The following is a 5860-nucleotide window of genomic DNA, read 5'->3' as shown; positions in this document are numbered from 1 at the left end:
CAATACGGCATTAAGGTTTATTATATGTTGTTCAGGAAATTCCAATTTATGCGAAGGAGCATGCCAAAAATTTTTGCCATCGTAAAAATGAAAGTTTTGCAGGTTTAACTCTTGCTCTATCTCGTGTATATTTTCACCATTTCTTATGAAATATATATTAAATTCATTCGAGGCTTCATCATTTGGTTTTATAGAATAGACTTGGAAGCCATTTTCAAATAAATAATTGAGAGCAATCCTCATATCATCGTTTGTATTTTCATATAAAGACTTATCGGTGATTGCAGGAACTTCTAACATGCCAGCCCTGATTTTTTCTAAATAATTTCCTGCCGAACGAAGTACACTTAAATCAAGTCCCTGAACATCAATTTTAATAAAATCGATTTCTTTAAACTCTACCGTGTCTAAAAATGTATCTAATCTTTTCGTCTCAACTTCAACTGCCCTACTGTGAAACAAATCTTTCCGGTCTGCCCAATAGCTATCATTATCAATATGACTTTGCGAGAAAGGTAGCAGACTAGATGTACCATGATCACCAAGTTCGGAGACATAAAACTCCGATTTACCATTCTCTTCACAAACTGCGAAACATTCAGTGATATGATTGGGCAGGTCTAACTCATTCTGTTTTGATTTCAGATAATCGGCAAGACCTGGTTCTGCTTCTATAGCATAAATTATTGACTCCGGATTACGTTTAGCTATTTCTAAAGAAAATCCACCATAGTTAGCTCCGACATCAAGAATGATATTTTTGCTCTTCATATTACACCTTAAATTTTCTCATTATTTTTCTTAAAAAAAGCTTTGGGTCTTCCAAGAGTATGGTAATTGCTCTTAAAACTCTATTTTGGCGTCTTGTCAGACTTGCATTAAGCTGTGACGCAACTTGAAACTGATCAATATTATTAAAAAAATGATTTAGGTCTGGCTTGTGAAAATCGTCAAGTATTTCCTGCCTAATGGAAAGAACTGTAGCTTTTGTAGTCGAATTTAAACGTAATACATACCCAGAATTAATTAAACGCTGAGAAAATTCAACATCTTCAGCCATATTCCATGTGGCAAGATCATTTAATGGATTATCAATTAATACTTGTTTTTTCCCTATAATTATACCACCCGCCATATATTGATATGGAGAGTATTCACCATAATCTAAAAGATAATTTGCAGTAAGCTTTTGATCTGAGGCTTGAGATATCCAGTCTGGAACACGTAAATTAGACCCCAAAAGAAATTGCGGTATTATGCATATATCGTAGGAATTTTTAATTGACTCAAATGAGCTTATAAAATCCTCAGCCAGGCTGTATCTATTATGTACGATGCAGATATTATTGTATTGAGCGGCAGAAATTAACCTGTTTTTCTTTCTTGAAATATTGGCCAAAAGCTCAGTTTCTTCATCGGACTCTACAAACCTAACTTTATCAGTAACATCAAGTTCTATACTAGGACCACAGATTAAAATCTCAAACTCACCTTCATAGTTAACCTGCTTATACAAACTTTCTATGAATGCTAGGAGATGTTCTTTATTATTACCATCCCAAAGCAAACCAAAAGACCATCCATTGTTAGCTGATGAGCGCCTTACTCTGCACTTAAATGAAATGAGAAAAACACCAGGTTGCTGATCTTTTACGAAACTTAAGAGTTTTACAGTGCCATTCGTCAGCAGATACAATTGTCGATAAAATTTAGGAAGAGAAAACTTTGAATCTACGACATTAAACTTAAATGTAAATGTGCAATCCTCATCACTCACGCCTAATAAAAAAACCTCATCTAACAATACTGGCCAATTATCATACTGGGAAATGAGTATTTCGGTGCAATTTATATCTTGGTAAACACCATAATGTTCGGCATGTATCCTTGCGTCTTGATGCTGTGTGAATCCGACAGAGATGCTTGTGAATCCGGCAGGTTTATTATCACCAATCCAAGCTTTATTACTCATTTTCTCCCCCACCGTATCAATCAGTTTCATTGATAAAAACAGTGCTAATGTCACTAGAGAAATCATTCCAACTTCTCAGTATTCCCTTATTTCTCTCGATATTATCTACACAGGCATTATAGAAAGCATCATCTACCATTAACTTTCTAAATTGCTCATAAAAATCAGCGTAGTCGAGATAATTAACGTAGTTAGTCAAACCATAACCTGCTTCTTTCATCGAAGAAATATCAAAATGCAAGCATGGCTTACCCACCGCAAGTGATTCGCCCAGCGGAAGTCCCCAACCTTCATAGTGAGAAGGGTAAACGGTGAAACGGCAATTTCTATACAACTCAGCAATTTCTTCATCATTGGCGTCATGTACAATAATAACACTCCCACTGACATGTCCAGTATACGTAAGAAGTTTTGCTAACTCATCAGTATCCCACAACCATTTACCTGCAATCACAAGTTTTTGATTAGCATACTCGTCACTATTAAAAAACTTAATCCATGTTAGGATTAGGTTAACGTGATTTTTTCGAGACTCAATGGAACCAAGGCAAAATGCGTACACTTCTTTCTGTAGCTTTCGAGTTCTTAAAGGGTAGGTAATATCTGCATGAAGTCCAATATCGTTTTTTTTGACGGGTAATTTATGTGATAAGTGAACCACTTTAATATCAGGTATATTGAAACCGTTATTTTCAGCATAACTGGTTAGATCTTCTTTACAACTATGTGAGTTCACAATAACAGTATTTGCATTAGCAAGGACAAAAGGAATATATTTTTTGAACATAGACTTCAGTTCATCAGGTACAAACCCAGACACGATAGGTATCATGTCATAGACCATAAATATCTTTTTTAGATTCTTTAATTGTGTTTTAAATAATTCATCATAATGTTCCTGGAAGTTCCATACACCACCAAATAAGGCTACAGTAGCTCCACTTTTGAAAGAATTAATTTCGGAAATTGTTATTCCGGGGTTTTTGAATATTCTGCTTTTTAAACGGGATTTAATCAATTCATCTAAGATAGTTGACAAAACTGGCACATTAGAAACTAATGTGTGCATATAATAAAGTGCTTTAAATTTTCTTCCTCTCGAACTAAGTTTCTTAAAGTATGCACCAGCAGTTTTATTAGATGAAGATTTATAAATATCGGCATAGATCCAAAGATTAATGAAGGGGGTCAAATCATCTAAAGGTACACTATCTAATCCTTTTACCTCATAGTTTTTCCCACTTATAGGGCTTATAAAAAATATACAGTGTTCCGTCGTTAATCCTTTCATCCCTTCTAAGACAACACGCTGAATCCCACTTACTTTTGTAGAGAACTTGGCATGGTTAATAATATCTGTAATATCATAGTAAATCATCAAAATATCCTTATTGAACGCTAATTATTGAGTTAATGTTAACTAAGCCGGCCCATTTATTAATCTTTGGACTCTCAATGACCTGAAAAGATATAACTCTTTCAGTCAACGCAATGACCGTATCAAAAAGACCATCTCCATGCCCACCAGACTCAATCCCCATTGCTAAGGTATACTCACCTGGAGCTAATCTATTTTCAAAAGATATACTAACCTTCTTGATGCCATCTTTAGGTATAGCAGTTTTTTGGCAGAACGTATTCGTTTCGTAAATAACTTGTCCAAGCCTATTTTGAAGACGAAAACCAATATGGGGATTAGCGTATTGCTCTAAATTTTTAAGTTCTATTAAAAATGAACAGTCGCTACCATTCTCTAAACAGTTAACTTCCATATTATTTTCATTAAGCATTGCTATCTTATTTATAAATTTATCTATGGCGATGAATTTTTTATCTAGTTGTGGTTCATCTTTGACAACTGCTTTATTACTATTTAGATGGCCATAATACCTTTCAACAGCTTCAATGGTTTTACCAATGAACTGACATTTGCCATTTGCTAGCAAAACAGCCCTGTCACAAATAGTATGTAAAGCAGAGAAGTCATGAGTAACAAATAATATACTTGTACCTTGTTCTTTGAATTTTTCGATCCGTTCAATACACTTTTGTTGAAAGTAAATATCACCTACAGACATTGCTTCATCAACAATCAAAAGGTCTGGGCGAATAATAGTTGCGACACTGAATGCCAACCTGACTTGCATCCCACTAGAATAAACTCTGACAGGTTGGTCTATGTATGACCCTATTTCTGCAAACTCTTCAATTTGTGTCATAAGACGTGTTATGTCATCGACTGAAATACCTAACAACTGTCCTGACATGTAAACGTTCTGCCTGCCGGTAAATTCAGGGTGAAAACCCATCCCGAGTTCCAGCATTGCAGCAACACGACCATTTACATTTATTGTGCCTGTTGTTGGTTGAGTTGTGCCGGTAATCATTTTCAATAATGTACTCTTACCAGCGCCATTAACTCCTATGATGCCTACAGCCTCGCCAGCCTCTACCGTAAAGTTAATATCATTTAACACCCATTTTGTAAGGTGTCTGGTCTTAGAGTATGGGATAAGCCATTCGGCCAAACGCCCCCATTTATTATTGTACTGCTTGTATGCTTTACCTAAATTAGAAATTTTTACACAATTCATCAGAGCTCATCCACCATTTCACCAGAATACTTGCGGAAAAGCCGCATACCAATCAAACATAACAGCACTCCTACAGTTAGCGCCGGCAAAAGGCTTTGCCAATCGGGCTGTTCATGTTTGACCAAAATAGTTTGGAAAGAAGTAATAACCCCAAAAAGTGGATTTAAATGAATATATTTCTGCAAACTCGTTGGCAAAATGGAAACTGAATAAACAATTGGTGTTAACCAAAACCAAAACTGCAGAACAATACCGAAAAAATGTCCAACGTCTCTAAAAAAAACGTTTAATATACCAAGCGTAATACCAAGCCCAATCGAAAATATTATCAGTACAATTAATACAGGTAATAAAGAAATAAATGCAAGGCCGGGGAATTCATTTGTTACCAAGAGGAATACAGTAAATAGCCCAAATACAATACCGAAATTCAATAATGCATTAAGCACCACAGTAATAGGAAGACATACTCGTGGGAAACTCACTTTTTTAATCAGATTTGCCTGTTCGAGAAATACATTCTGTCCTCTTGAGACTATTTCTGAAAAAAAACCCCATGTGAGGACGCCTGAGCATAGGTAAATGCTATACGCAAATGCGTCATCGACACCCGGTAATTTTGCTTTCATTACTTGTGAGAAAATAACCGTATACACGATTATCATCGCAAGAGGGTTCAAAACATTCCAAGCAGCTCCCAAGAGAGAGTTTCTATATTTCGATTGAAACTCCCTCTTTACATTGCCAATGATAAATCCTCTATAATTCCATAAAGTTCTTGTAAATACTAATGCCATCTTAACTATACCTTGTATCAAATAAATAATTAATACGTGTTATTTCAAGAATTTTTATGATTACAATTTTTTTTGCAGTCATCTCAATGCTTGATATAAATTAGCTGACTCATGATTTTGATAGTAATTCATTGTATAACTCAACATATCCTTTGATCATGCTGTTAGCTGAAAATATTTCCTCATACCGTATTCTGGCTTTCTTTCCATATTCTTCTGCAAGAACTGGGGAATTCCATAACGTATCCATCGCTTTTTTCAGTTCATCACAATTCGATGGTTCAATAACAATACCAGTTTCTTTATCGATATTGATAAATGTAGTTCCTGTCCCAATTTCACAAGAGATCAATGGTTTTGAAAATATAGCGCCTTCAAGTAAAGATATCCCAAAGGATTCCGAACGAAGATGATTTATACAGCAGCGTTTCTTTTGAATTCTTCTGCTTGTTGCAGCCAATAAGGTCGCGCAGCACCGGGGTAACACGCACCATCGG

Annotated in this window: 6 protein-coding genes; all 6 read right to left on the bottom strand. The window is 35.5% G+C overall.

What is annotated here, in order from left to right; translation table 11 throughout:
* Positions 1-771: FkbM family methyltransferase (locus tag KWG64_RS25515; RefSeq protein ID WP_218523500.1), on the bottom strand; the 771-nt coding region annotated here is incomplete at its 3' end.
* Position 772: 1 nt separating this feature from the next.
* Positions 773-2026, bottom strand: coding sequence for a hypothetical protein (locus KWG64_RS25510; protein WP_218523499.1), 1254 nt, complete (start codon positions 2024-2026; stop codon positions 773-775).
* Positions 1989-3350 (bottom strand): glycosyltransferase, encoded by a 1362-nt coding sequence (locus tag KWG64_RS25505; protein ID WP_218523498.1) that lies wholly within the window; start codon positions 3348-3350, stop codon positions 1989-1991. The genes KWG64_RS25510 and KWG64_RS25505 overlap by 38 nt, the downstream gene beginning before the upstream one ends.
* Before the next feature lie 10 nt (positions 3351-3360).
* On the bottom strand, positions 3361-4566 hold the full coding sequence (locus KWG64_RS25835; RefSeq protein ID WP_218523497.1) for an ABC transporter ATP-binding protein: 1206 nt from the start codon (positions 4564-4566) through the stop codon (positions 3361-3363).
* Positions 4566-5363: an ABC transporter permease gene (locus tag KWG64_RS25495; protein WP_218523496.1), complete on the bottom strand. Its 798-nt coding sequence runs from the start codon at positions 5361-5363 to the stop codon at positions 4566-4568. Before KWG64_RS25495 ends, KWG64_RS25835 begins: the two co-directional genes overlap by 1 nt.
* 109 nt (positions 5364-5472) lie before the next feature.
* Positions 5473-5860, bottom strand: a 388-nt coding sequence (locus KWG64_RS25490; RefSeq protein WP_218523495.1) for a glycosyltransferase, incomplete at its 5' end; no start/stop codon positions are given.

It is taken from the genome of Rahnella sp. PD12R, assembly GCF_019200965.1.
Classification (GTDB): Bacteria; Pseudomonadota; Gammaproteobacteria; order Enterobacterales; family Enterobacteriaceae; genus Rahnella; species Rahnella laticis.
This window is presented reverse-complemented; position numbering and strand designations above follow the sequence as displayed.

Excerpts from the sequence above, each read along its gene's own strand:
- KWG64_RS25505 (WP_218523498.1), bottom strand. The coding sequence starts at position 3,350 with ATGATTTACTATGATATTACAGATATTATTAACCATGCCAAGTTCTCT.
- KWG64_RS25835 (WP_218523497.1), bottom strand. The coding sequence starts at position 4,566 with ATGAATTGTGTAAAAATTTCTAATTTAGGTAAAGCATACAAGCAGTAC.
- KWG64_RS25495 (WP_218523496.1), bottom strand. The coding sequence starts at position 5,363 with ATGGCATTAGTATTTACAAGAACTTTATGGAATTATAGAGGATTTATC.